Source organism: Pseudomonas zeae, assembly GCF_014268485.2.
In the GTDB taxonomy this organism is placed as follows: domain Bacteria; phylum Pseudomonadota; class Gammaproteobacteria; order Pseudomonadales; family Pseudomonadaceae; genus Aquipseudomonas; species Aquipseudomonas neuropathica.
The window spans coordinates 1810107-1831926 of the sequence record NZ_CP077090.1; the positions used below are offsets into that span (position 1 = coordinate 1810107).

26 protein-coding genes are annotated in these 21820 nt (G+C 59.2%); 18 read left to right on the forward strand and 8 right to left on the reverse strand.

The window, feature by feature from the left end; all coding sequences use genetic code 11:
- Nucleotides 1–5: 5 nt before the first annotated feature.
- On the reverse strand, nucleotides 6–911 hold the full coding sequence (locus tag HU754_RS07995) for a DMT family transporter (RefSeq protein WP_077571479.1): 906 nt from the start codon (nucleotides 909–911) through the stop codon (nucleotides 6–8).
- A 267-nt stretch (nucleotides 912–1178) separates the two neighbouring features.
- Between HU754_RS07995 and HU754_RS08000 the strand changes: the two genes are divergently transcribed.
- The 3 genes from HU754_RS08000 (at nucleotide 1179) to HU754_RS08010 (ending at nucleotide 2596) form a co-directional block, all read left to right on the forward strand.
- On the forward strand, nucleotides 1179–1760 hold the full coding sequence (locus HU754_RS08000; RefSeq protein ID WP_186623754.1) for a DJ-1/PfpI family protein: 582 nt from the start codon (nucleotides 1179–1181) through the stop codon (nucleotides 1758–1760).
- 13 nt (nucleotides 1761–1773) lie between these two features.
- Entirely contained in the window at nucleotides 1774–2079 is a 306-nt protein-coding gene (locus HU754_RS08005; protein WP_099758220.1) for a ribbon-helix-helix domain-containing protein, read from the forward strand.
- Between the two features lie 172 nt (nucleotides 2080–2251).
- Nucleotides 2252–2596: a YegP family protein gene (locus HU754_RS08010; protein WP_186623755.1), complete on the forward strand. Its 345-nt coding sequence runs from the start codon at nucleotides 2252–2254 to the stop codon at nucleotides 2594–2596.
- 143 nt (nucleotides 2597–2739) lie between these two features.
- Here HU754_RS08010 and HU754_RS08015 read toward each other — a convergent pair whose 3' ends face one another.
- Together HU754_RS08015 and HU754_RS08020 are read right to left on the reverse strand one after the other, a co-directional pair.
- Nucleotides 2740–3621, reverse strand: coding sequence for a dihydrodipicolinate synthase family protein (locus HU754_RS08015; RefSeq protein WP_186623757.1), 882 nt, complete (start codon nucleotides 3619–3621; stop codon nucleotides 2740–2742).
- 22 nt (nucleotides 3622–3643) lie between these two features.
- Nucleotides 3644–4426 (reverse strand): aldolase, encoded by a 783-nt coding sequence (locus tag HU754_RS08020; protein WP_077571483.1) that lies wholly within the window; start codon nucleotides 4424–4426, stop codon nucleotides 3644–3646.
- A gap of 106 nt (nucleotides 4427–4532) precedes the next feature.
- Between HU754_RS08020 and HU754_RS08025 the strand changes: the two genes are divergently transcribed.
- Nucleotides 4533–5075, forward strand: coding sequence for a helix-turn-helix domain-containing protein (locus HU754_RS08025; RefSeq protein ID WP_093438526.1), 543 nt, complete (start codon nucleotides 4533–4535; stop codon nucleotides 5073–5075).
- A gap of 102 nt (nucleotides 5076–5177) precedes the next feature.
- Here the strand turns inward: HU754_RS08025 and HU754_RS08030 are convergent, their stop codons facing one another.
- Nucleotides 5178–6197, reverse strand: a complete 1020-nt coding sequence (locus HU754_RS08030) for a DUF4917 family protein (protein WP_186623759.1) — start codon at nucleotides 6195–6197, stop codon at nucleotides 5178–5180.
- Between the two features lie 153 nt (nucleotides 6198–6350).
- Here HU754_RS08030 and yiaY point away from each other — a divergent pair, with 153 nt between their 5' ends.
- Entirely contained in the window at nucleotides 6351–7499 is a 1149-nt protein-coding gene (yiaY, locus tag HU754_RS08035; RefSeq protein WP_186623761.1) for an L-threonine dehydrogenase, read from the forward strand.
- A 31-nt stretch (nucleotides 7500–7530) separates the two neighbouring features.
- Here yiaY and HU754_RS08040 read toward each other — a convergent pair whose 3' ends face one another.
- Nucleotides 7531–8145, reverse strand: a complete 615-nt coding sequence (locus HU754_RS08040) for a hypothetical protein (protein WP_186623763.1) — start codon at nucleotides 8143–8145, stop codon at nucleotides 7531–7533.
- A 221-nt stretch (nucleotides 8146–8366) separates the two neighbouring features.
- Between HU754_RS08040 and HU754_RS08045 the strand changes: the two genes are divergently transcribed.
- From HU754_RS08045 to HU754_RS08065, 5 genes are all read left to right on the forward strand, one after another.
- Entirely contained in the window at nucleotides 8367–9644 is a 1278-nt protein-coding gene (locus HU754_RS08045) for an NHL repeat-containing protein (protein WP_186623765.1), read from the forward strand.
- Between the two features lie 84 nt (nucleotides 9645–9728).
- Complete coding sequence (locus tag HU754_RS08050; RefSeq protein ID WP_186623767.1) at nucleotides 9729–10640, forward strand: LysR family transcriptional regulator; 912 nt, start codon at nucleotides 9729–9731, stop codon at nucleotides 10638–10640.
- A 250-nt stretch (nucleotides 10641–10890) separates the two neighbouring features.
- Complete coding sequence (locus HU754_RS08055; RefSeq protein ID WP_186623769.1) at nucleotides 10891–12084, forward strand: CaiB/BaiF CoA transferase family protein; 1194 nt, start codon at nucleotides 10891–10893, stop codon at nucleotides 12082–12084.
- Nucleotides 12081–13007: a hydroxymethylglutaryl-CoA lyase gene (locus HU754_RS08060; protein WP_186623771.1), complete on the forward strand. Its 927-nt coding sequence runs from the start codon at nucleotides 12081–12083 to the stop codon at nucleotides 13005–13007. The genes HU754_RS08055 and HU754_RS08060 overlap by 4 nt, the downstream gene beginning before the upstream one ends.
- Before the next feature lie 185 nt (nucleotides 13008–13192).
- Nucleotides 13193–14524 carry an MFS transporter gene (locus tag HU754_RS08065; protein WP_186623773.1) on the forward strand — a complete coding sequence of 444 codons (1332 nt, stop codon included), beginning with the start codon at nucleotides 13193–13195 and terminating at the stop codon, nucleotides 14522–14524.
- Nucleotides 14525–14779: 255 nt separating this feature from the next.
- Here the strand turns inward: HU754_RS08065 and HU754_RS08070 are convergent, their stop codons facing one another.
- Nucleotides 14780–15064, reverse strand: a complete 285-nt coding sequence (locus HU754_RS08070; RefSeq protein WP_186623775.1) for a type II toxin-antitoxin system RelE/ParE family toxin — start codon at nucleotides 15062–15064, stop codon at nucleotides 14780–14782.
- Nucleotides 15054–15293: a CopG family ribbon-helix-helix protein gene (locus HU754_RS08075; protein WP_186623784.1), complete on the reverse strand. Its 240-nt coding sequence runs from the start codon at nucleotides 15291–15293 to the stop codon at nucleotides 15054–15056. The genes HU754_RS08070 and HU754_RS08075 overlap by 11 nt, the downstream gene beginning before the upstream one ends.
- Before the next feature lie 176 nt (nucleotides 15294–15469).
- Between HU754_RS08075 and HU754_RS08080 the strand changes: the two genes are divergently transcribed.
- The 7 genes from HU754_RS08080 to HU754_RS08110 all read left to right on the forward strand — a co-directional run bounded on the left by HU754_RS08080 (nucleotide 15470) and on the right by HU754_RS08110 (nucleotide 20359).
- Nucleotides 15470–16204 carry a PA3715 family protein gene (locus tag HU754_RS08080; RefSeq protein WP_496198607.1) on the forward strand — a complete coding sequence of 245 codons (735 nt, stop codon included), beginning with the start codon at nucleotides 15470–15472 and terminating at the stop codon, nucleotides 16202–16204.
- A 29-nt stretch (nucleotides 16205–16233) separates the two neighbouring features.
- A complete protein-coding gene (locus HU754_RS08085; protein ID WP_186623788.1) occupies nucleotides 16234–16959 on the forward strand; it encodes a PA3715 family protein in 726 nt (241 codons plus the stop codon).
- Between the two features lie 4 nt (nucleotides 16960–16963).
- Nucleotides 16964–17380, forward strand: coding sequence for a fosfomycin resistance glutathione transferase (fos, locus tag HU754_RS08090; RefSeq protein ID WP_099758231.1), 417 nt, complete (start codon nucleotides 16964–16966; stop codon nucleotides 17378–17380).
- Nucleotides 17381–17439: 59 nt separating this feature from the next.
- Entirely contained in the window at nucleotides 17440–18078 is a 639-nt protein-coding gene (locus tag HU754_RS08095) for a LysE family translocator (protein WP_186623790.1), read from the forward strand.
- A gap of 79 nt (nucleotides 18079–18157) precedes the next feature.
- Nucleotides 18158–19507, forward strand: coding sequence for a sensor domain-containing protein (locus HU754_RS08100; protein WP_186623793.1), 1350 nt, complete (start codon nucleotides 18158–18160; stop codon nucleotides 19505–19507).
- A 116-nt stretch (nucleotides 19508–19623) separates the two neighbouring features.
- Complete coding sequence (locus tag HU754_RS08105; protein WP_007911485.1) at nucleotides 19624–19779, forward strand: KGG domain-containing protein; 156 nt, start codon at nucleotides 19624–19626, stop codon at nucleotides 19777–19779.
- A 76-nt stretch (nucleotides 19780–19855) separates the two neighbouring features.
- Nucleotides 19856–20359 carry a DUF4142 domain-containing protein gene (locus HU754_RS08110; RefSeq protein WP_186623795.1) on the forward strand — a complete coding sequence of 168 codons (504 nt, stop codon included), beginning with the start codon at nucleotides 19856–19858 and terminating at the stop codon, nucleotides 20357–20359.
- Nucleotides 20360–20443: 84 nt separating this feature from the next.
- Here the strand turns inward: HU754_RS08110 and HU754_RS08115 are convergent, their stop codons facing one another.
- On the reverse strand, nucleotides 20444–20854 hold the full coding sequence (locus HU754_RS08115; RefSeq protein WP_186623797.1) for a low affinity iron permease family protein: 411 nt from the start codon (nucleotides 20852–20854) through the stop codon (nucleotides 20444–20446).
- A gap of 165 nt (nucleotides 20855–21019) precedes the next feature.
- On the opposite strand from HU754_RS08115, the gene tam reads away from it, so the two are divergent.
- The gene (tam, locus tag HU754_RS08120; protein WP_186623799.1) at nucleotides 21020–21790 is read left to right on the forward strand and encodes a trans-aconitate 2-methyltransferase; all 771 of its coding nucleotides are present in this window, start codon (nucleotides 21020–21022) and stop codon (nucleotides 21788–21790) included.
- The last annotated feature ends 30 nt before the right edge of the window (nucleotides 21791–21820 follow it).

The following is a 21820-nucleotide window of genomic DNA, read 5'->3' on the forward strand; positions in this document are numbered from 1 at the left end:
GGCTGTTACGGACCCTTCGCGAGCAGGCTCGCTCCCACATTTGATTTCACCGCGGTTTTGCGGCCGAGCATGACGGTCGCAATCACGCCACACGCAAACACCCAGGTAATCGGCTCGACATGTTCACCAAAGAACAGCGCCGAAAACGCGATGGTGAAGAAAATCTGCAATAACTGGATCTGACTGACCCGGGCGATCCCGCCCATGGCCAGCCCTGCGTACCACGCGAAAAATCCGAGAAACTGCGAAAACAGCGCCACATACCCGAACGCCCACCAGGCCTTGGCCGACACCGCGCCCTGATGTTGCAGCGCCAGATACAGCACCGGCCCGATCAACAACGGCGTCGACAGCACCAGCGCCCAGCAGATCACCTGCCAGCCGCCCATCTCCTTGGCTAATCGACCGCCCTCGGCGTAACCCAAACCACCGACCGCAATCGCGCCGAGCATCAACAGATCACCCGCCTGAATACTGCCGGCACCGGTGTACAGCGCATATCCGAGCACCAATGCACTGCCCAGCGCCGCGCAGGCCCAGAAGGCTTTTGACGGACGTTCGTGGGACAGCCACGCGGCGTACAGCGCCACGCACAAAGGTTGCAGCCCATTGACCAGCGCACCGTGGGACGCCGGCAATGTCTGCATGGCCCACGCCGACAACACCGGAAAACCCAGAATCACCCCGGCGATCACCAGGCTCAGGCCTTTGACTTGCTGCCACGTCGGCCATTTCTCGCGCCGCCACAAAAGCAGCAGCGCCGCCGGAATTGCCGCGAACAACGCGCGGCCCAAACCGTTGAGCAATGGATGCAGTTCCTGCACCACGATGCGGGTGAAGGGCAGGGTAAGGCTGAAGATCACCACGCCGAGCAGGCCGAGGGCCATGCCGGTGTTTTCGCGCGAGGACATGATGGAGACCAGAATTGAAGGTGGCAGGGAATGACCTTCATAAAGCCATAAACCTTGCAGTTCGAGCTGTTACAGCTAGGCACAGACTTAGGCGTACAGTTTGCGGACGCCATCGCGAGCAGGCTCACTCCTACAGTTGAAATGCGTACCCCTGTAGGAGTGAGCCTGCTCGCGATGGCCTCAACTCGGTAGTAGCCCGTTGTTACCCGTCACTCTCGAATAGGTCTACCTTGAACACTCCCAGGTAATTTCCAGAGGAATCCCCCCATGGCCGCGAAAAAGATCCTGATGCTGGTCGGCGATTACGTCGAAGACTACGAAGTGATGGTGCCGTTCCAGGCCCTGCAAATGGTCGGTCACACCGTTCACGCCGTGTGCCCGGACAAGGCTGCCGGTAAAACCGTGCGCACTGCGATCCATGACTTTGAAGGCGATCAGACCTACAGCGAAAAGCCCGGTCACCTGTTCGCGCTCAACTTCGATTTCGCCAAGGTCAGCGAGGCCGATTACGACGCGCTGCTGATCCCCGGTGGTCGTGCCCCGGAATACTTGCGCCTCAACGAAAAAGTCCTCGATCTGGTGCGCGCCTTCGACAAGGCCGGCAAACCGATTGCCGCCGTCTGTCACGGCGCGCAATTGCTTGCGGCGGCGGGTGTACTTGAAGGCCGCGAATGCAGCGCCTATCCGGCCTGCGCGCCGGAAGTGCGACTGGCGGGCGGTACGTACATCGATATCCCGGTGACGGACGGCCACGTTCAAGCCAATCTGGCCACAGCCCCGGCATGGCCGGCGCATCCGAACTGGCTGGCCGGTTTCCTCGGCTTGCTCGGCACCAAAATCACCCTGTAACGAGGATCCGCCGATGTGCGAGCTCTACGTCAAGGCTGACCCGATTCTCTACGAATCACGCTCGCGTTCGCTGCGCATCTGCGGTGTGGTGACGACGTTGCGCCTGGAGAATCAGTTCTGGGACATCCTCAGCGAAATCGCCGAGGTCGACGGCATGACCACCAACCAGCTGATCGCCAAGCTGTATGAAGAGGTGATGGATTATCGCGGCGAAGTGGTGAATTTTGCCTCGTTCCTGCGGGTGAGTTGTACGCGCTATCTGAGTCAGCGGCGGGTGAATGCGCCGGAGTTGTCGGTGGTGCGGGCGGTGGTGAAATAGCCGGCACCGAGTTGCCTCATTCGCGAGCAGGCTCGCTCCCACATATCCTTGGAGAACTCGCTCTAAAGTGGGAGCGAGCCTGCTCGCGAAGAGGCCGGTTCAAGCGACAGATGTTCTGGACTGGTCTTTACTCATTGGCGAAAAACCTCTCAATCGCCAAGGAGAAACGCGCATGTCCGGATGGTACGAAATCAGTAAAAGCAGCAACGGCCAGTTCAGGTTCGTGCTGAAAGCGGCGAATGCCGAAACGATTCTGACCAGCGAGCTGTACACCACTCGCGCTGCGGCCGACGGCGGCATCGCTTCGGTGCAAACCAACAGCCCGTTGGAGGAGCGCTATGAGAAGAAGTCGACGAAGGACGGCCATCCGTACTTCAACCTGAAAGCGGCCAATCATCAGATTATCGGCAGCAGTGAATCGTATTCGTCGGAGGCGGCGTGCGATAAAGGCATTGCCAGTGTGAAGGCGAACGGACCGAGCAAAGTGATCAAGGACAAGACCTTGCCGGTGCTCTGACCTCACTTTCAAATCCACCAAAATCCCCTGTGGGAGCGAGCTTGCTCGCGAAAGCGGTGTATCAGTCAACATCATCATCGACTGATGCACCGTCTTCGCGAGCAGGCTCGCTCCCACATTAAATTTGCTTTGTGTCAGTGTGATCAGCGCAGGGACTTGAGGATCGCTTGCAGCTGGGTCTGGCCCGCTTCACTCAACGGAAATACCGGCAAACGTGGATCGCCCACCTCCAGCCCGGTCTGCCGCAACCCTGCCTTGATCGTCGCCGGCAAGCCACCCTTGAGGATGAAATCCAGCAGCGGCAACTGGCGATAGAACAGATCCCGCGCCCGATCCAGATCCCCAGCCTTAGCCGCGTCATAGAGATCTAGGTTCAACTGCGGGATCAAGTTCGGCGCCGCCGTGCACCAGCCTTTCGCCCCGGCCGCAAACGCTTCCAGTGCCAGCGGATTGCAGCCGTTGTAGAACGGCACCTGACCTTCGCCGAGCAATTGCAGTTTGTGCATGCGCTGAATATCGCCGGTGCTCTCCTTGACCATGGTCACGTTTTCCACGCCTTTGACGATGCGCAAAATCAGCTCCACCGACATGTCGGTGCCGCTGGTGGCCGGGTTGTTGTAGAGCATGATCGGCACGCCGATGCGCTCGCCGATGGCGCGGTAGTGGGCGAGGATTTCCGCCTCGGTGAGCTTCCAGTACGAAGCCGGCAGCACCATTACCACATCGGCACCGTGACCTTCGGCGAAACGTGCGCGGCGCACGGCTTTGGCGGTGGTCAGGTCAGACACGCTGACAATGGTCGGCACCCGTTTGGCGACGTGCTTGATGCTGAACTCGGCAACCTGATCCCACTCCGCATCGCTCAGGTAAGCGCCTTCGCCAGTGCTGCCCAACGGCGCGATGGCGTGGACGCCGCTGTCGATCAGGCGATCGATCGATTGCCCGAGCGCTGGCAGGTCCAGCCCTTCGCCGTTGGCGCCGAACGGGGTGATGGTGTAGCCGATGATGCCGTGAATAGTGGACATGGGAATCTCTCCGTAACAGGTTTCAGTTCAGGCAATCGGCGTGTTGGCGCAGGTTCTGCCGGGCGTAATAGTTGAAGGCAGCGGCGTGGCGTTTCGGCTTGGCGATCCAGTCGTGCGCCTCGCGGCCCAGCTCGGGAATGATCGGTTTGATCGTACCGGCCGCCATCGCCAGCAGTTGCAGTTTTGCCGCGCGCTCGATCAGTTGGGCGATGACACAGGCCTCTTCAATCGTTGTGCCGGTCGACAGTTGACCGTGGTGCGAAAGCACAATCGCGCGTTTGTCGCCCAGTGCACCGGCAATCAACTCGCCTTCTTCGTTACCCACCGGTACACCCGGCCAGCCTTCGAGAAACGCGCAGTCGTCGTACAGTGGGCACAGGTCCATGTGGGAAATCTGCAGCGGCACCTCCAGCATCGACAGCGCCGCGACGTGGGTCGGGTGGGTGTGGATGATGCAGTTCACGTCCGGCCGGGCGCGGTACACCCAGCTGTGGAAACGGTTGGCCGGGTTGGCCATGCCGTGACCTTCGAGGACTTCGAGATCCTCGTTGACCAGCAGCAGATTGCTCGCGGTGATTTCGTCGAAACCCAGCCCCAGTTGCTGCGTGTAATAGGTGCCGGGCTGCGGCCCACGGGCGGTAATTTGTCCGGCCAGACCGGAGTCGTGACCGTTCTCGAAGAGGATCCGGCAGGTCAGGGCCAGCTTTTGCCGGTCCGTCCACGTATTATCCGCCAGGCTTTTTTGCATCTGGGTCAGCGCTTGCTTGACCAGTTGGTCTTTGGGTAGTGCTAATGTCTTGGCCATGTCTGTGTCCTTTGGGTGATTGCAAATGACACGAAAGAGGCTATATGACACAAAGTGTCATTGGCAAGCACGAATCGTCGCTTCCTCCATGGAATAACTGCTGCGCATGTCTATCCGTTTGAAATTATTGAGAAAAAAACTTGGTGTAACCCTTGAGGCGCTGGCCGAAAAATCCGGCATGACCAAGAGTTATCTGTCCAAAGTCGAGCGCGGGCTGAACACGCCGTCGATTGCTGCTGCGTTGAAACTGGCGAAAGCGCTGAATGTGAAAGTCGAGGAATTGTTCTCCGAAGACAACGTCAGCCTCGACAGCTACAGCCTGGTGCGCAGCCATGAGCGCCAGTCACTGGCGGCGAATGACCAGAGTCCCGGGTACGCCGTGTTGGCCCATCAGGTCAGCGAGCGCAGTCTGCTGCCGTTCATCATCTACCCGCCGAGCGAGTTCACTGACAAAACGTTCAAGGAGCATTTGGGCGAAGAGTTTCTGTTCGTCCACGAAGGGCAGGTCGAAGTGGATTTCATGAACGAAAAGGTGCTGCTGGAACGCGGTGATGCGCTGCACTTCAATGCACAGAAACCGCACCGGATCCGCTCGGTGGGGGAGGTGCAGGCGCAGTTGCTGGTGGTGGTGCACAGCACCGAGGAATGAGTTGATTGGGCTAAAGCTATCGCGAGCAGGCTCACTCCTACAGTTGAAATGCGATCCCCTGTAGGAGTGAGCCTGCTCGCGATGGCGTCGGTAGCCTCGCCACTAAATCTCGACCGGCACCGACAACTTCGGATTGCCGAGCGCATGGCTCTTGGCATCAAAAAACCGCAACTCCACACCCGTGCCCTCAAACACCTGCGCGTAATGCCGCTTCTGATGCTGAACAAACGCCGCACTGCGCGGATAAATCGAGATCGCCACCACCTTCGGTTTCGCCAGGCGCAACGCCCGCACGATGTGCGCATCCTGCTCCCCCAACGCATGGCCAAAGATACACAAACTGCCGCCATGCCCCAATAACTGCTGATAACAGAACGACAGATAATCCGAGCTGCGAATGGTCTTGAGTTTGTCCGCACTCGGCCCTTCGGTGACGAACAGCGGCACGTCATCCAGCGTCTTGAGCGTGTTGTTGATTGCGAAGCTGCCGAGCAGCGTGCCCTCGGTTGAGGTCAGCTTGCGCGCGGTGCCGTCCTGATTGCGCACCAGATGCAGACCACCGTGCAGGTACAACAAGCGCGGTTTGTCGGTGGCAGTTTCGCTCAGATCAAAACTCGCGCTGGCGCCGTTGAACAGATCGTCAATGGCCGCGCTGTTGTGTTGCAGTGCCCAGTAGTTGAGCAGGTCGTAATTGGTGGTGAACACGGTGCGATAGCGCGCCAGTTCTTCGTTCACCGTCGCCAGCGTCGAAGGCTTCACCAGTCGCCACGGAATGTGTACGGCGTGCACGGTGTTGATCAGCGCTTCCTTGATCGCGTAGTAGCGATTGCGCGGTGCCGCCGAGCTGACGGCCAACGCCTTATTGACCCGGCTGGTGGTTTTCAGTGCGCCGAGTACCTGCTCGAAACTGCGCGTTTGCATGGCGTCGAACACCGCCAGTTCCGACGGGCTGAGTGGTTTCTCCTCGACGGTTCGGGCGTTTTCGAACAGCGAGTCATAGCCGAAGTCATCCCACACCGCACGACTGGCGCCATTGCCCACCAGCAGGCCGTTGAAGTCGCTGGTGGCGCGCAAGGCGTTCCAGTCTTCGAGAGTGGCGTCGACATCCAGAAAATCGGTCATTGCACAGGCGTCTCAAAACAAAGGGCTGATGGGCGGCGACTTTATCACGAGCGGGCATTGAGCCAGATCAACATCGGTCGTGACCGATCGGTCGATCCTGTGTGCATCCGCCGGATCGGCGCAGTCGATTCGGCCTCAGTCAGGAGATGCACGATGAGCAGCACCTTTTTCATTCCGGCGGTCAACATCATGGGCAGCGGCTGCCTCGACGAGGCCATGGTCGCGATCCGCAACTACGGTTTTCGCAAGGCGCTGATCGTCACTGACACAGGTTTGGCCAAGGCCGGCGTGGCGACCATGATCGCCGAGAAGCTGGCGATGCAGGACATCGACTCGGTGATTTTCGACGGCGCCAAACCGAACCCGAGCATCGCCAATGTCGAGTCGGGTCTGGGGTTGCTCAAGGAAAGTCGCTGCGATTTCGTCGTGTCGCTGGGCGGCGGTTCGCCGCACGACTGCGCTAAAGGCATTGCCCTGTGCGCGACCAATGGCGGGCAGATTCGCGATTACGAGGGCGTCGACCAATCGAGCAAGCCGCAACTGCCGCTGATCGCGATCAATACCACCGCCGGCACCGCCAGCGAGATGACCAGGTTTTGCATCATCACCGACGAATCGCGCCACGTGAAAATGGCCATCGTCGACCGTAATGTCACGCCGCTGCTGTCGGTCAACGACCCGGCGCTGATGCTCGCCATGCCCAAAGGCTTGACCGCCGCCACCGGCATGGATGCGCTGACCCACGCCATCGAGGCTTATGTCTCGACCGCCGCCAACCCGATCACCGACGCCTGTGCGCTGAAGGCCATGACCCTGATCAGCAACAACCTGCGCCTGGCCGTGCGCGACGGCAGCGACCTCGCCGCACGGGAAAACATGGCGTACGCGCAGTTCCTCGCCGGCATGGCCTTCAACAATGCTTCGCTCGGTTACGTGCATGCCATGGCGCATCAATTGGGTGGTTTCTACGACTTGCCCCATGGCGTGTGCAACGCCGTGCTGCTGCCCCACGTGCAGACCTTCAATGCGCTGGTGTGTGCCGAGCGGCTGACCGATGTGGCCCACGCCATGGGTGCGGATATTCGCGGTTTCAGTGCCGAAGAGGGCGCGCAGGCGGCGATCAACGCGATCCGCTGCCTGGCCAAAGATGTCGAGATTCCCGGAGGCTTGCGTGAACTCGGCGCCAAGCTCAGTGACATTCCGCTGCTCGCCACCAATGCCCTGAAAGACGCCTGCGGTTTGACCAATCCTCGGGCGGCGGATCAGCGCCAGATCGAGGAGATTTTTCGCAACGCGTTTTGAGCGGTCATGACGGGGGCAACGGGCTTGACTGCTAGGTTTTGCCCTTGTCTTTGTCCTCAGTGATCACCGTAAATGTTCGAACACGGCCCCAGTCTGACAATTCTCCGTTGATGTTGTGAATGGCGGATATTCGATACCTGCCTTTCGTTAGGGGGGGTGTAGCTTGAGTATGCCATTGCTCGCTGTCGACGCTGGCTCTGGCAATCTCCAGGTCGGTGTCCAAATCGATAATGCTAACGATGCCAATGGGCTTGGTGACATTGCCATAAAAGACCGGAACGGCATCTACCTCCGCTTCTTCCTCCGGTCCCATCACTATCGGAATGTTGACGGGGGGCACCAAGAGCGCCTTGTATTTGCGCACTTCACTCCAACCTGACATGACTCCATCCACCTCCTGGCGGGCCTTGATCCTATGCTCTCCCGGAAACTGGGCACCGCTGAAGCTAAACGCCCATCGTCCCTTTGCGCTGACCTGTCCTCCACCCAGCGAATGTGTCTCTTCAACGTTCCAGACCTGCACCAGAGCCCCCGGTATACCGCTGCCGAGAAACAGTGTTGCAACTCCCGTGTTCTTGTCCTCTTCGGGGTAGGTGATGGTCGGGGGCGGGACAGGTTGCGTATTGGGCTTGTCGGGAGTGCTCATTGTGCTTCTCGTTTCAGGCTGAATTTGAAACGAAACACTGGCACGGTGTGTCCCGTTTAGAACCTGTAAGAACTACCAGTTTTTTAGCTTTTTTTGCTTGGGCGGCAATTTCATTTTGTTCTAAAAAACTGTCATTTATGTCAGTTGTCTGGTGTGGCTGCTTCGGATCGAATGCTCTGACAACAGGGGTCGACTCCGATCGCCTTGAGGAGCACACGAACATGCCAAAAGCCAATGCACGTAAAGCACGATCAGCCGGTGAGTTGGATCAGACCTTTGCCCACTCGGGCCTGCAAACACTGCAGTTTCCAGCCGCGCGCAAAACCATCGGGAAAAGTGTCGCAGTGCTGCCTTCGGGACACATCATGGTCAGTACGACCGTCATCGATGCATCGGGAGCCTCGCATTACGGCCTGACGCGATTGCTCGCGGATGGTCATCTCGATACCAGCTTCGGCGAGGGCGGGTACCTTCGCGGTCAGTTTGTCAGGGGGCGATTGTCACAAGGCGGGAATCTGCTCGTCGGTGAGAGCGGCGTATTCTGGTTGTGCGCAGTGCTTGCAGATGCAGCAGGCAAGCTTGAGCAAATCATCGCTCGATTCAAACCGGACGGTACGCTCGATCCCGAATTTGGTGATGGACAGACAGGCTACCGAGTCGTGCCGATGCGTATTCCCGTGCTGAACAATGCCACGGGCGGCCGCTTGATATTGGCGCACTCCACTCCAGCGAAAGCGCTGCCGGACAGATTGCTTTTCGTCACCTCTCAAGGGGGCAGCGGGTTATTGACGCGTTTTTTTCTGGATGGCAAGGATGACCCGGAGTTTGCAGGCAAAGGCTGGATTCACCTGACGCTTTCCGGTGTGGCGATCACGTTGCACGGGGTTACGCAGTTGGACGATGGGCAGATTCTGGTCCATGGCAAGACTGAAGTGACCAACCAGGGTTTGGTCATGGCTTACGAGCGTTCCGGGCAGGATGCTGAGTCGTTCGGCGAGAAAGGCACGCTGCTGCTGGAACTGCAAAATGCGGGTGCACCGCTCGAAAGCTCGGTGAATCGCATCGTTGGGCAATCGGCGCAGCGCCTGTTGTTGATCGGATCGGCCGTCGAGTCGTCTGCCGGGGAAAAGCGTCAGCATGGCTTCATCAGCGGGATCACCCGCGACGGTGAGTTTGATCCAGCATTCAACGGCGGTGCGCCAGTCATTACTGCCGCAACGCGGCTACTGGATCTTAAAAGCTGGAGCGCAGGGTTCGCGCTGAATGCCTCCCCCGGCCCGAGAATCGTCACGGTCGGACAGACCTCGGACGGCGAACGACGCTTACTCACCGGAGGCTTTTTGGCCGATGGTGCCGTGGATCCGGCATTTGCTGTCGAGGGCGCCGCCGGTATCGAGTGGATTGCGCAGGACGCCTGTCTGCAGGGTTCGTCGGTGCTGGTGCTGGGGCAGCGAAATGAAGCCGCTCACCTGGTGCGATTGCTGACAGCGGCGAGCTGACGGGGCAGGTTCATCACATTTTCGGTGTGATTGAATTCCGGGCTATCCTGCCGACTCGGACGAACCCCAGTCAGCGAGCCCTCCATGCTGCAAAAAAGCCTGATCCGCCGCCTCGACCTGATCACCCTGCAACTGTTTGTCGCCGTGCACGAAGAGGGCACGCTGACCCGCGCGGCCTTGCGCGAAGCCATCGCGGTGTCGGCGGCGAGCAAGCGCCTGATGGAGCTGGAGGAGGCGCTGGGGATCAGCCTGTACGTGCGTCAGGCCAAGGGCATGACGTTGACCCCGGCCGGGGAAACGTTGTTGCACCATGCCCGGCAGATGCTGTTCAACGTCGAGAAAATGGGCCTGGAACTCGGCGAACACAGCCACGGTGTGCGGGGTTATGTGCGCATGCTGGCGAACCTCTCGGCGATCATTCAGTTTCTTCCCGAAGACTTGCGCGATTTTTCCGCGCAGCATCCGCAGGTCAAGACCGACCTTGAAGAACGGCCCAGCGCCGGGGTGATTCAAGGCGTGCTCGATGGCGTGGCGGATCTCGGTATCTGTTCCAACGACAGCGACACCAAAGGCTTGCACAGCGTGTTGTACCGTCAGGACAAACTGGTGGTGGTGATGCTGCCGGAGCACCCGTTGGCCGCTCGTGAATCGGTGGCGTTCGATGAAACCCTGGACACCGATTACGTCGGTTTGCACGCGGCCAGTTCGATCAATATGCGCACCCACGCGGCAGCGCGACAGGCTGGCAAGGTTCTGCGCATTCGCATTCATGTGCCGGGGTTCGATGCGGTGTGCCGGATGGTTCAGGCCAACATGGGTATCGGCATCTTGCCGCAGCGTGCTTATGAACTGTTTGGTCAGGCGCTGGGGTTGCACGCGGTGCCGTTGACGGATGACTGGTCGGATCGCGCGTTGATTGTGGTGGTGCGGGATGAGGCGCGGTTGTCGCCGGTGAGTCGGTTGTTGTTCGAGCATTTGCGGGGGCAGGGCGCATAGATCTCCAGTGAATGTTCCGGCCTCTTCGCGAGCAAGCTCGCTCCCACAGGGATTGGTGGCGGCTACAGATTCTGTGTTCAACACATATCCATTGTGGGAGCGAGCTTGCTCGCGAAGGCGGCCTTGAATCCACCACAAACCCCCCGAGCGTTCGCATTTCGCGAACGCCCATTGCCGAGACACGGCTGGATTGCCCGATCATCGTTCCTCTAGCCTTGGCGCATATTCCAAGAACAAGAGGTACCCCGCGATGACTGCCCCCTTGAGTGCGATCAAAGTGATCGAGATCGGCACCCTGATCGCCGCGCCGTTTGCCGCGCGCATGCTCGCCGAGTTCGGCGCCGAAGTGATCAAGATCGAAGCCATGGGTCAGGGCGACCCGCTGCGCAAATGGCGCAAGCTGCACGAAGGCACGTCGCTGTGGTGGTACCTGCAATCACGCAACAAGAAATCGCTGGCACTCAATCTGAAATCCGCCGAAGGCATCGAACTGGTCAAGCAACTGGCCAGCGACGCTGACGTGATCATCGAAAACCTGCGCCCCGGTGCGCTGGAGAAACTTGGCCTCGGTTGGGACGTGCTTCACGCGCTGAACCCCAATCTCACCCTCGTGCGCATTTCCGGCTATGGCCAGACCGGCCCGTACCGTGATCGTCCCGGCTTCGGCGCGATCGGTGAAGCGATGGGCGGCATTCGTTACACCACCGGCACCCCCGGTTCGCCACCGGCGCGGGTCGGCGTCAGCCTCGGTGATTCGCTGGCCTCATTGCACGCGGTGATTGGCGCGCTGATGTCACTGTTGCGGGTCAAGACCGGGCAGGGCGGCGGACAGATCGTCGACGTGTCGCTGGCCGAAAGCGTGTTCAACGTCATGGAAAGTCTGGTGCCGGAATACGACATGCAGGGCCATGTCCGCGAACGCAGCGGCGGCGCGTTGCCGGGTATCGCACCGTCCAATACTTACCTGACGGCTGACGGGGCCTATGTGGTGATTGCCGGCAACAGCGACCCGATCTACAAGCGTCTGATGCACACCATTGGCCGCGAAGACCTGGCTGACGCAGAGGAATTCGCCCACAACGACGGTCGCGCCGCCAAGAGCGGTTTGCTCGACGCCGCCATCACCCACTGGACCAGCAGCCTGCCGATCGACGACGTGCTCGCGGCGCTGGAAGCGGCTGAAGTGCCGGCCGGGCGCATTTATTCGGTGGCCGACATCGTTGCCGATCCGCACTATCAGGCACGCGACATGCTGCTCAGTGCCGAGTTGCCCGGCGGTGCAACAGTGAAGATGCCCGGCATCGTCCCTAAACTCTCGGAAACCCCCGGCGGCGTGAACTGGTCGGGGCCAAAACTCGGCCAGCACACCGACGGTATTCTTGCCGGCCTCGGCCTGACTGAACTCGATATCGAACGCCTGAAAAGCCAAGGGGTGGTGCAATGATCACGGACTATTCGCAAACCCTGATCGTCCAGGAAGTCTCGCCGCGCGACGGTTTGCAGATCGAGCCGACCTGGGTGGAAACCGCTGACAAGATCGCCCTGATCGATCAGCTGTCACTGGCCGGTTTCAGCCGTATCGAGGCCGGTTCGTTCGTGTCGCCGAAAGCCATTCCGGCGCTGCGTGATGGCGAGCAAGTCTTCAGCGGCATTCAACGCCAGCCTGGGGTGATTTACGTCGCGCTGATTCCCAACCTCAAAGGTGCGCAGCGTGCACTGGAGGCGGGCGCCGATGAACTGAATCTGGTGATGTCCGCCAGCCAGACGCACAACATGGCCAATATGCGCATGCGCTGTGACGACTCGTTGGCGGCGTTCGGTGACATCGTTTCGTTCGCCAGCGGTTCCGGTGTGCGCCTCAACGGTAGCATCGCCACCACGTTCGGTTGTCCGTTCGAAGGTCAGATCGACGAGGACCGCGTGCTGCAGATCGTCGACGCGTATCAGGAACTCGGCATTGCCGGCATCACCCTCGCCGACACCACTGGCATGGCCAATCCGCGTCAGGTAGATCGCTTGGTGCGGCGGGTGTTGCAGCGGGTCTCGCCGGCCGATCTGACCCTGCATTTTCACAACACCCGGGGTCTGGGGCTGTGCAATGTGCTGGCGGCTTACGAGGTGGGCGCGCGGCGTTTCGATGCCGCACTCGGTGGCCTTGGTGGCTGCCCGTTTGCGCCAGGTGCGTCGGGCAATATCTGCACTGAAGACCTGGTGAACCTGTGCGATGAAATCGGCATTCACACCGGCATCGACTTGCCGCTGCTGCTGAAACTCTCGCGAGGTCTGCCGGATCTGTTGGGCCACGAAGTCCCCGGTCAACTGGCCAAGGCCGGACGCAACTGCGACCTGCACCCGATCCCCACTTGAACACCGCTATTCCCTGTGGGAGCGGGCTTGCCCGCGATGAGGGCGTCACATCCAACGTGGATTTCGACTGATCTGACGCCATCGCTGGCAAGCCAGCTCCCACAGAAAAACGCTCCACAGTGAGCGTCATAACCAGACAACAAAAACAATCGGACGCCCACCGGCAGTCCGTCTGGAGAAAAGCTATGAGCCTCAATGTAATGGAGGCGGGCGCGAGTCCGTCCGTCGATCACGACGCCGAAAAAGCCCTGGTCAGCAAAGTCGCCTGGCGCCTGATGCCGCTGATCATGGTCTGCTATCTGTTCGCTTTCTTCGACCGCATCAACATCAGCTTCGCCAAGTTCCAGTTGCAGACCGACCTGAGCCTGAGCGACACCGCTTACGGCCTCGGTGCCGGGCTGTTCGTGGTCGGTTACGTGCTGTTCGAAGTGCCGAGCAACATGATGCTGTACAAAGTTGGCGCACGGCGCTGGATTGCCCGAATCATGATGTCCTGGGGCGTGGCGACGGCAGCGATGGTGTTCGTCAACAGCGAATGGCAGTTCTACGCGCTGCGCTTTGTGATCGGCGCGATGGAAGCCGGGTTTGCCCCGGGCGTGCTGTATTACCTGACGCTGTGGTTCCCGCAGCACTTCCGTGGGCGCATCACCTCGATGCTGTTTCTGGCTTCGGCGTTTGCCGGTCTGGTTGGTGCGCCGTTCTCCGGGCTGGTGCTGGAACACCTCGACGGTGTTCTGCAAATGCGCGGCTGGCACTGGTTGTTCCTGCTCGGCGGCGTGCCGTGTATCGGCCTCGGTTTTCTGGTGCTGATGCTGCTCAAGGATCGCATCGAGGACGCGCACTGGCTAAGCGCTGACGAGAAGAAACTGCTGTCCAGCCGCATCGCCCAGCATGAACCGCACAAGAACGGCGGCTCGTTGCTCGCGGCGTTGAAGATTCCCGGATTTTTGACCTTGGGGCTGATCTATTTTCTGATCCAGGTCGCGTCCTACGGCTTGAACTTCTGGGCGCCACAGTTGATCCGCAGCGCCGGTACCGAGAGCCCGGTGATGATCGGTCTGCTGACGGCCATTCCGTACATTTGCGGGGCGATCAGTATGGTGGTGATCGGGCGTTTGTCGGATGCCACCGGTGAGCGGCGCAAGTTTGTCGCCGGGCTGGTCATCGTCGGCGCGATCGGATTTTTCAGTGCGGGAATTTTCGCCAGTCACACCACGTTTTTGATCGTTGCTCTTGGCTTGCTTGGCGCCGGGATCATCGCCTCGATTCCGAGCTTCTGGACGCTGCCACCGAAGTTGTTGGCCGGTGCTGGCGCTGGTGCAGCGGGCGGGATTGCGGTGATCAACACACTGGGGCAGTTTGGCGGGATCGTCAGCCCGGTGATGGTCGGACGGATCAAGGATCTGACCGGCAGCACCACGCCGGCGCTGTATGTCATTGGCGTGGCGGCGCTGATCGCTGCGGCACTTTTGCTGTGGGCCTTGCCGCAGAAATTGCGCACGCTCGATAAGTTCTGAGATCTGCGGCGCCTGCAATGACGCTTTCGCGAGCAAGCTCACTCCCACATTTGAAATTCGATTCCCTGTGGGAGCCTGCTCGCGAAGACTGACTTCCAGACACTGAAAATCGTGGATTCATAACATCAGCTAACGGCCAGCCCATTCCTCTCACCCCCCCCCCCCCGTGGCACAAGCGTCGGGGTGGCGATCAGGCGTTGAACGGGTTCAATCGGACGATTGAGGAGGGGATTGCGCGCCCCTCATAAGTCGCTACTACCACGCCTTGGGTGGGAGCCGTCGGGTATGGAAAATACGCAAAACCTGCAATCGGCTTTGACGGACGCGATAAGGAATCAAATAGGGCCGATCAGGAACGACCCACTCCCGAGTGCCCGGAAGGCGGCCTTCGCGACCCGAAGAGGGAAATCGAGTGAGGTGATCAACGTTGGCGAAAATAGCCTGGACAAATTCTGAAGCAGCCTTCGGATTATCGAGAGCGATGTAGGCAGCTTCATCATCGAGATTTTTTAACGCAGTTTTTAGCCACTCAACTCGCATTGGCATTCCATTTTTCCGCGATGGCCCTGACTTCCTCATCAGTAGCGAAATCACCAGCGTCGGCTTCTTTCAGTGCTTTCTGAATTTCTTCGATTTGCCAGGCTTCGCGTGCGAGGTATTCACGCAATGCATCCACCGCCAAGTAAGACTTGGTGCGACCGGTTGCTTTGGCGAGGTTGGCGAGCGTGTCGGCAATTTCGTCTGGGATACGCAGGGACATGACGGACATGGAGAACTCGGTGTAGTGACGTGTAATACGGGAAACTACAGAGTAATACAGGGAGAAGCCAGTTCCGTTCGTCTTCAGGGTGGCAGAAATACGTTTTGGTCTACTGATGATTCGGTTGAAAGGGCCGATACAGCAGGGGATAGTGCGCGGCTGAAAAAGTAATCAAGGAGCGGGAAGTGACAATGAAGTCTGGCTGGATCGGATGTGCGGCATTGTGCGGGTGGTTGCTGGCGGGGCAGGCATTGGCCGATTGCACGCCGGCGCCAAAGGCGCATGAGATGGATTTTTCCGTCTGTAAGGACTGGCCGGCGTATCCCGGACTGACGCTTACCGCCGCCGCCAATTTCTCGCCCGATCCGGTGTATGGCGAGTCAGAGACTATAGGGCTTTACGATCTGCGTTTGGCCTTGGTGGCGAGCGCAGACTCGCAGCCGTTAGCGAGCTTTTATCAGCCATCCGCATTCTCTGTTGATGCCATCGCGCTGGACGAACTGAAATTCGATACCGCCCGCTATAAGCTCGCACCGCAATTGCAGGCCTTTGGCGTGCGAGTACGGTTCAAAGGCTCTTCGCGCGTGAATCCTGTGGATGAAGCCTGGTTGTCGCTCTATGTGAAAGACGGCAACGCATTGCGTCCTGTCATGGATCGGCTGGTGGTTTATGAATATGGCGGGGAGTGGGATGGCAATTGTGCGGGAGAGCGCTACGAGACTACGCGAACCGTGGCTCTGGCCAAGACCAGCAGCCATGGCTATGCCGATCTGATGATCAAAACGATCCGTAGTTCGACCGTTGGCGAGGGTGAGGGCGAGGCGTGTGTATCCAATACCGTCACGCAAAAACCGGTCTTGACGACACTTCGCTATGACGGCAAAAACTACGTAGTGCCTGAAGATTTCAAAGGCCTCTAAGACCGATGACTTTTACTCAAGGAAGAACAATGATTTCGCGTATCACCTTGCTAGGCTCTTTCATCGCAATGGGACTTTTAACGACAACCGTCCAAGCCCAGGCCGCCTGCCAGACCAAAGACTTCGACGGCAAATCCCTGTCGCGCTGCAAAGTCTGGCCCGCCGTGCAGAATCAGGCGATCGCAGTCAAATCCACCTACCTTGCCGACGCCGGCGGCGATGATGCCGGGGTGTTCGATCTGGATCTGTCGATCGTCAACGCCAGCACTTACAACCCCATCGCCACTTACCGTAAACCGGGTGCTTACAACTCCGATGCCGTGCGCTTTGAGGATCTGCGCATCGACACCGCCCGTTATCGACTGGCGCCGGAGGTTCGGGCTTTCGGTCTGCGTTCAAAGTTCGCGCACAGTTCCCACGCCATTCCCTACGAGAAAACCGATCTGGCACTGTATGTTCGCGAAGGCAATGAGTTGCGGCCGGTGCTGGAGGGCTTGGTGGTTGCCAAGAGCAACGGTGAGTTCATGAATGATTGCGAAGGCTACACAAAGACGATTCGCCGAACCGTCGAGATCGGTCCTTCCAGCCATCATGGTCTGGCCGATTTGATCGTTACCACCAGCGGCAGCAAAATGAAAAATACTCAATCGGGTAAAGAGTGCCTTTCCAAGACCACCCGCTTGAAGCAAAAACAGATCACCCTGACCTACGACGGCCAGCAATACATCGTCCCCGAAGACCTCAGAGGCTACTGACCCGATGCTCACCGGCCTCAACCACCTGACCCTCGCGGTCAGCGATTTGAATCGCAGCCTCGCCTTCTACCGTGATCTGCTGCAGTTGCGCGTCGAAGCCACGTGGGATGCCGGTGCCTACCTGTCGCTGCCGGGACTGTGGTTGTGCCTGTCGCTTGATCCGCTGCGTTCGAGTCAACCGTGCGCCGATTACACCCATTACGCTTTCAGCCTCAATGCAGCCGATTTCTCAACGTTCGTAGCAAAGCTAAAAGCGGCGAACGTGCGTGAATGGCGAGATAACCGCAGCGAAGGTGCGTCGTTCTACTTTCTCGATCCCGATGGCCACAAGCTCGAAGCCCATGTCGGCGATCTCGCTTCACGGCTGTCGGCGTGTCGGCAAAAACCGTACGCCGGCATGCGTTTTTACGACGAGTCATGATCAGACACATTTGTCTGTTATAGACTGGCGGCCACGTGTTCTGGCGCTGCAGGTTTTCCATGACTTCATCGTTGCTAATGGCCGTGCTGGCCTCGGGTTTCATTTACGGCATTACGCCAGGGCCGGGTGTGCTAGCGGTGTTCGGCATCGGTGCAGCCCACGGGCGGCGGGCCGGGGCGGGGTTTCTTTGCAGGCATCTGCTCGGCGATGTGGTCTGGTGCAGCACAGCGCTGATCGCGATTGTCGGCGCCCGCGAGATCGGCAGCACCGCGTTTGATGTGCTCGGTGTGCTCAGCGGTGTGTACCTGTTCTGGCTCGGCTGGCGCGCGGTGCGCGCCCAGCGTCGCAGCGGTGACGAGCCGCAGGGCGCGGCGCGCAATCCGTTCTGGCACGGCATTCTGTTTGGTTTGACCAATCCCAAGGCCTATCCGGTGGCGGTCGCAACGTTCACCGCGCTGCTGTCGAGCCGTGCCGAACTGCTCAACTGGTCGATGCTGCCGGCGCTGATTGCGCTGAGTTTCCTCGGTGGCTTGCTGGCCTACGCTATTCTCATCGGCGTGGTCGGCGCGCAGCGGGTACGCACGCTGTATCAGCGCCACGAACTGTTGATCACCCGGCTGTGCGGCGTGATGTTTATCGGTTTCGCCATCAACGCGCTGATGCATGCGCTGCCGGGGCTGATGCCGAACAAGGCTTGAAAGTGAGTGCAGGGAGGCGCAATCACGAGGTCAGGGAAGGTTGATCAGTGCTGCATTACCCGGACACCCACGCTGAACCATGGAAAGCCGAAATTCCGCGCCGCTGGCGAGTTTTATCGATCTGTTGCTGGACGCCGTTTGCGCGGTCGACAAGCAGGGGCGCTTTGTTTTCGTCAGTGCCGCCTGCGAGCGTGTTTTCGGCTATTCGCCTGAAGAGTTGATCGGCCGGCAAATGATCGAGCTGGTACACCCGGCGGATCGTCAGCGCACTCTCGCGGCTGCCAGCGAGATCATGGGCGGCGAACCCAAGCTCAACTTCGAAAACCGTTACTTGCGCAAGGATGGCAGCGTCGTGCATATCCTCTGGTCAGCGCGCTGGTCGGAAGTCGATCAACTGCGCATTGCCGTGGCGCGCGACATCACCGAGCGCAAGCAGGCCGAATCGCGCCAGGCTGCGCTCTATGCGATATCCGAAGCGGCCCATGCGGCTGAGGATCTGCTGGCGCTGTTCAAGCGTATTCATCTGATCATCGGCGAATGGCTGCCGGCGATGAATTTTTCCGTGGCGCTGTACGACGAGCACTGCGCACAACTGAATTTCCCCTATCACGTCGACGATGACGAATTGCAGCCCGAGCAACCGGGCACCGTCACCGGGCGGCTGTGCACGGAAGTTATCCGTAGCGGCCAGCCGATTCTTCTGACGCCGGACAGCCCGGATTCCCCAGCCGATTTCGCCGAACTGGTGGCCGGGCAGCACGCGCCTTGCTGGCTCGGCGTGCCTTTGAATTCGAAAAACGGCACCATCGGCGCCTTGATCGTCAAAAGCCTGCCCGGCGGCGAGCGCTACACCGAGCAAGACAAGGAATTGCTGCAATACGTTTGCGCTCAGGTCGCCACGGCCATCGAGCGTCAGCAATTGCACGCCCGCCTGCGGCGCATGGCGCAGTACGATCAACTCACGCAATTGCCCAATCGTGAATTACTGCGTGATCGCTTGAAAGCCGCGTTGGCCGGCGCGCGCGCGCAATCCGGGCACATGGCCTTGTTGTATGTCGACCTGGATCGCTTCAAACAGGTCAACGACACCTTCGGTCACGCGGTCGGCGACATGCTCCTGCAAACCGTGGCCAACCGCCTAAAAGGCTGCGTGCGGGAAACCGACACCGTGGCCAGAATTGGCGGCGATGAATTTGTCGTGCTGCTGCACAGCGTGCAGGTTTCGGAAGATGCTGACGGCGTGGCGGAAAAAATCCGACAGGTACTGGTACAACCAATGCGCCTCGATGGCCACAACCTGCACATCGAACCCAGCATCGGGGTCGCCCGCTATCCAGAGCACGGCAGTGAGGAACAGCAACTGTTTCGCCATGCCGATCAGGCGATGTACGCCGCTAAACGCTTGAACCATCACGCGCTCAATGGCTGAAAAAGCGGCGCCGTTCGTCGCAGCGACTGCAATTTTTCTAAACCTTTGGCGGTCAGAAAATTCTCAATCTAGGCGGGCACCTGCTCGCCACGATCATTACCAAGAGGTAGAGAATCATGCCTAATTCAAGAAACTCGAACTCGGGAAACTTCGCCAACGATCGAACGAAGGCCTCTGAAGCAGGTCGCAAAGGTGGGAAAACCACCACAACGACTGTCGACAAAGAGCCAAAACCAGACATGGGCCGCAAGCCCGCTCAGAAATCGAAGTAGTCGGTGAAGGTAGTTTTGATTGAGAGGCGGGGGCGTAAGCTCCCGCTTGAATTTCGCTAGGAAGGAGGGCGCGACCATGAGCCGGATGGCCACCCGTGTACGCATTATGAGTTTTGCATCGCTGTTGGGTCTGTTTGCCAGCAGTGCTTTTGCCCAGTCGCCCGCCGATTTCATCAACGATGCCTCGGCCAAAGGCATGGCCGACATCGAGGCCAGTCGTCTGGCCCACAGCAAGGCCGAATCGAAAGAGGTCAAGGACTACACCATCGTCGTCATCAACGACCGCACAACGGCCAACCAGCATCTGGCGAAAATCGCCAAGAAGCTTGATCTGCCGGTCGCGCCTCGTGAAGAACTGGCCGACAAGGCCAAAGAACTGATGCCGCCAGTGACCGACGGCGCCTCCTTCGATCAGGCCTATGCCGCCAGTCAGGTCAAAGCCACCGAGGAGGCCATCGAGCAGATTCAGCAGGAAGCGCAGACCACCGACGTGCCGGAGATCAAGGCGTTTGCCGACGAGACTTTGCCGAAGCTGCAAAGCCATCTGGAGAAGGCTCGCCAGTTACAGGCCAGCCGTTAACGACAAAAGATCGCAGCCTTCGGCAGCTCCTGCAGCCGTTTCTGTAGGAGCTGCCGAAGGCTGCGATCTTTTGATTTTAAATCCTCAGCACTCATTCAAATCCTGCTTCGACTTACTCTTCTCACCCAGCCCCTCAAGGTTAAACACCTCACCCTCGCCCAACGAGCGGTAGTGCCTGCGCAACGCCTCCAACTGCTTCAGATCCAGCGCCTCCAGCCCGAGCATCGCGTTTTGCGCCTCTTTGGTCACCAACAACAACTCATCGATCTTCAAATGCAGAATGTCGGTATCGCGGTTCTGTGTGTTCTGGATCAGGAACACCATCAGGAACGTGATGATCGTGGTCGAGGTGTTGATGATCAGTTGCCAGGTATCGTTGTAGTCAAAGATCGGCCCGCACAACCCCCACACTCCGATCAGGATCAATGCTCCCATAAAGGTCTTTGGACTGCCCGCCCACAAAGCGAGCTTCTGGGAAATCTTTGCGAATTTCATGGCCGTTTTCCTTATTGGGAAGAGTCTTGAAATTCAGACATCTGCGGCTGGTGGAAAATTCTAATTACAAATCCGCCCACGTCACTGGACGTTGGTAGGGCAGGCAGACGCGCCAGATAGCGGTATCGTGACCAACCGCTGAAATGCCCCCGACAGGAGAACGCAATGAGTTGGTCCGCCAAGCAATACGTCGCTTTCGAAGATGAACGCACCCGCCCGGCCCGCGATCTGCTGGCGGCGATACCCGCGGCTGAAGCGCGAACAGTGGTCGATATCGGTTGCGGTCCCGGCAACTCCACGGAATTGCTGGTACAGCGTTTTCACGGGGCGAAGGTCAGCGGGCTGGACAGCTCGGCGGACATGATCGATGCCGCACGCAAGCGCTTGCCGGATTTGCGCTTTGATGTCGCCGAGATTGATCAGTGGGCCGATGCAGGGCCATTCGATGTGATCTTCGCCAACGCCGTGTTGCAGTGGGTGCCGGATCACGCGACGTTGCTGCCGGCGTTGGCCAGCAAGTTGTCGGCCGGTGGCAGCCTGGCGATCCAGATGCCGGACAATCTTAATGAACCGTCCCATCGCTTGATGCGTGAAGTCGCCGCGAATGGTCCATGGGCGAGCAAGCTTTCAGGCGCTGCGGGACAGCGTACCGACATGGCGAGTGCCAGCGATTATTTCTCGATGCTGCGGCCGCACTGTGCGCGGGTCGATGTGTGGCGCACCACCTATCACCATCAGCTGTCTGGCGGGGCGGCGGGGGTGGTGGAGTGGTTCAAGGGCAGCGGGTTGATTCCGTTTTTGAGTCCGCTGACCGAGGCGGAAAAGGCACAGTACCTGGAGCAGTATCTGGCGGAGGTTGAGAAGGCTTATCCGGCATTGGCGGATGGCTCGGTGTTGTTGCCATTTCCACGGTTATTCATTGTCGCGACTCGCTGAAATGAGCTGGACGTGTTGTTCGGCTGGAGA